Annotated in this window: 4 protein-coding genes; 3 read left to right on the top strand and 1 reads right to left on the bottom strand. The window is 55.8% G+C overall.

Going from position 1 to position 3,266, the window contains the following annotated elements; genetic code table 11:
• Positions 1 to 139: 139 nt before the first annotated feature.
• Complete coding sequence (locus tag NOM06_RS20670; protein ID WP_005348505.1) at positions 140 to 295, top strand: hypothetical protein; 156 nt, start codon at positions 140 to 142, stop codon at positions 293 to 295.
• A 344-nt stretch (positions 296 to 639) separates the two neighbouring features.
• On the opposite strand, the gene NOM06_RS20665 is transcribed toward NOM06_RS20670, so the two are convergent.
• Positions 640 to 1,758, bottom strand: a complete 1,119-nt coding sequence (locus NOM06_RS20665; RefSeq protein ID WP_255913015.1) for a fatty acid desaturase — start codon at positions 1,756 to 1,758, stop codon at positions 640 to 642.
• A 147-nt stretch (positions 1,759 to 1,905) separates the two neighbouring features.
• Between NOM06_RS20665 and fabR the strand changes: the two genes are divergently transcribed.
• Both fabR and NOM06_RS20655 read left to right on the top strand, forming a co-directional pair.
• Positions 1,906 to 2,526: an HTH-type transcriptional repressor FabR gene (gene fabR / locus NOM06_RS20660; RefSeq protein ID WP_005339921.1), complete on the top strand. Its 621-nt coding sequence runs from the start codon at positions 1,906 to 1,908 to the stop codon at positions 2,524 to 2,526.
• Between the two features lie 19 nt (positions 2,527 to 2,545).
• A complete protein-coding gene (locus NOM06_RS20655; protein ID WP_139442142.1) occupies positions 2,546 to 2,911 on the top strand; it encodes a YijD family membrane protein in 366 nt (121 codons plus the stop codon).
• The last annotated feature ends 355 nt before the right edge of the window (positions 2,912 to 3,266 follow it).

Here is a 3,266-nt window from a genome sequence, read left to right as displayed (position 1 = left end):
GATGATTTTTCGTGTCATGCTGCCTATGTTGGGGTTGGCATCATTCGAATCAACTCGGTTTTGTTAGCGGCTCTTAGCCTAAAGTCTAATTGCCGCACAGAGTGGTTCAGGGCATAAGTGACGGGTCTGGAGGATCACCATGGAAGAAGCTATGAAGAACTATCTGCCCGCCATCGATATCATGATGTGCCATCTGGGGATCAGCTTTGAGCAGGCGTGCGAGCAACTGGGGCTCAGCCAGCAGGAGCAGCAGGCTCTGGATCAGTTGCAGCAACAGCAGAGCCAAGCCAACTAGCCCTCCCGTTATTGGATATCATGATGTGCCATCCGGGGAGCAGCTTTGAGCAGGCGTGCGAGCAACTGGGGCTCAGCCAGCAGGAGCAACAGGCACTGGATCAGCTGCAGCAACAGCAGAGCCAAGCCAACTAAGCCCTCCCGTTATTGGATATCATGATGCGCCATCTGGGGATCAGCTTTGAGCAGGCCTGCGAACAACTGGGTCTCAGCCAGCAGGAGCAGCAGGCACTGGATCAGTTGCAGCAACAGCAGAGCCCAACCAACTAGCTTGAGTTGAATCATAAAAGAGAAGACCGCCACCAGGCGGTCTTCTCTTTTAGTCTCTGTGATAACCGGACGGCATCATGCAATACCTGCCAGCAGGCGACTCCAGTTGCGTTTTCCAGCGATGAAGCCGTCCCGCAGGGCGCGATACTCCAGCTGCAGCTTGAGGCGGTCATAGCGCGCCAGCGCCTTGCGCTTGCGCAGCTCCAGCAGCCGCTTGCGACTGGCGTAATAGTGTTGTATCTGCTGGCTCAGCTTGTCGTACTCCTCCTGCAGCAGCGCTTGCCACAGTTCGCGATCTTCCTGCTTGCGCAACTTGGCTTGTGCCCGTTTCAGCTGCATCTGCAGCCGGGCTTGTTCGATACGCTCCTCCGGCGAAGATCTGAGATCCCCCGCCAGACCGCACCAGGAGGCGAGCCGGATCAACCACTTGGTCGGATCGAACTGCCACCAGTGAATGCCGTTGCGGTAGTCATTCTCGAACAGGTGGTGAAAGTTGTGGTACCCCTCGCCAAAGGTGAAAAAAGCCAGGATGCCGTTATCGCGAGCGGTATTGTGGTCGGTATAGGGCTGACTGCCCCAGATGTGGGCCAGCGAATTGATGAAGAAGGTGGTGTGGTGAGTCATCACCATCCGCAGTACGCCCGCCAACAGCAACATGCCGAGCATATCCCCGTGCCACAGGCCGAGCAGCAGCGGCAGCCCCAGATTAGCCGCCAGTGCCAGCGTCAGATAGTGACGGTGCTGAAACGCGACCACCGGGTTGTTCTGCAGATCACGCACATTGCTGTAATCGCCATAGCGATCTCCCTGATGCTCCCGCAGCATCCAGCCGATGTGGGAATACCAGAAACCGCGCCCCGCGCTGTAGGGGTCTTTATCGTTGTCATCCACATGACGATGGTGACGGCGGTGATCGGCCGACCAGTGCAGGGCAGAATTCTGCAGCGCCAACGCACCGCCGATGGCAAATAACCACTGCAAAGCGGGGTGCGCCTTGTAAGCCTTGTGCGACCAGAGCCGGTGATAGCCTGCGGTGATGGAGAGACCACTCAGGCAGAACAACAACAGGAAACTGGCCCACTGCCAGAAATCGTAACCGTGGCTCATGCCGTACCAGGGTACGACAATCAACGCCACTATCCCGGAGAGGGAAAACAGAAGGGTATTGGTCAAAATAATGGGGGGTCTGGCCATCTCATTGCATCCTTTCAGCGAACAGCTGTTAGCCATTTTCTATGGTGATTTCCTCACGGTCAATGGTAAAAAAGTAGGATACAAACCTGATCCTGAGGCGCCTTCGGGTTATCATTTGTCCTCGTTAAGCTGAAGGTGACTGATTTCGTGGGTATTCGCGCTCAACAAAAAGAAAAAACCCGGCGTACATTGATCGATGCTGCATTCAGCCAACTGTGCGCCAATCGGAGTTTCTCCAATCTCAGCCTGCGGGAAGTCGCTCGTGAAGCGGGTATCGCTCCTACCTCTTTCTATCGCCACTTTCGCGATATGGAGGAACTGGGCCTGACCCTGGTTGACGAAGGAGGTCTTACCCTGCGCCAACTGATGCGACAGGCACGCCAGCGCATTGCCGGTGGTGGCAGTGTCATCAGCACCTCGGTGCAAACCTTTATGGAGTTCGTCGAGAACAACCCCAACATCTTTCGGCTGCTGCTACGGGAACGCTCCGGCACCTCGGCCGCCTTTCGTCAGGCGGTGGCTCGCGAAATCCAGCACTTCATTGCCGAGCTAACCGATTATCTGGAAGCCACCACCGAAGCACCACGGGAAGATGCCTACATCCAGGCAGAAGCCATGGTTACCATCGTCTTCAGTGCCGGTGCCGATGCGCTCGACATGACCAGCGAAGAGTGCCGGGCACTCTCCGACCGAACAATTCGCCAACTGCGGATGATCGCCATGGGCGCCGAGGTACAAAACCAGAAGCGCCGTGAACCTCACCCATGACCACAGGATGGAGAACGACATGCCTGAACAGCTTATGATCCCGAAAAAACCGCTCGCCATGGCCATGCTGATTGGTATCTGTGGCGATGCCTCTCTGGCCGTGCTGACCAACTCGGTCGTGCCTTTCTCCTTCTTTCCGCTGATTGCCCTCTGGCTGGCGGCCTATCAGCTGTTCCAGCACTATCGTCATGAACCCATGGTGGGTAACACCCCCATCTGCACCCTGCTCTGCTTCTTTATCGGTGTCTTCGGCCACTCCGCACTGCTCAAAGTGCAATACCCGGAGCTTGGCAGCAACTTCTTCTCCCTGATCATGATGCTGCTGTTACTGGCGGCCCTCTCCATCAAGCTCGGCCTGAGCATTGGCAACAAAGAGAAGCCCTGATAAATAGACCGAGTGATGCTAATCAGCTGATAGATAAAACAAAGAGGCTTTCCCGTCGGGAAGGCCTCTTTGTTTGTGGCACACACATTAATACGGCGGGGCGATGCCCAGATGAAGGAGGGGAGAAGCACCCAGCCTCCGACAGATGCTGGTCCTGACCGATAACGGAACAGCAAATGGTTGAGGAACGACCAGAAAAGGGCAGGATTTATAGACAAAACAGCAAGGAGTGAGGGCTTTTTGGGCCAAGATGATAAAACCAGACTTAAAAATCGCGTATAGCAAAAAGGCCTTCCCATCTGGGAAGGCCTTCAAATTAGTGGCGGAGCGGACGGGACTCGAACCCGCGACCCCC

It is taken from the genome of Aeromonas sp. JL9 (assembly GCF_024436075.1).
GTDB lineage: Bacteria > Pseudomonadota > Gammaproteobacteria > Enterobacterales > Aeromonadaceae > Aeromonas > Aeromonas veronii.
Note: the sequence above shows the minus strand (reverse complement) of the source record. Positions and strands in the feature narration are given on the sequence as shown.

What these genes read in the sequence shown, in the direction of transcription:
- NOM06_RS20670 (WP_005348505.1), top strand. Translation starts at nt 140, where the DNA reads ATGGAAGAAGCTATGAAGAACTATCTGCCCGCCATCGATATCATGATG.
- NOM06_RS20665 (WP_255913015.1), bottom strand. Translation starts at nt 1,758, where the DNA reads ATGGCCAGACCCCCCATTATTTTGACCAATACCCTTCTGTTTTCCCTC.
- NOM06_RS20655 (WP_139442142.1), top strand. Translation starts at nt 2,546, where the DNA reads ATGCCTGAACAGCTTATGATCCCGAAAAAACCGCTCGCCATGGCCATG.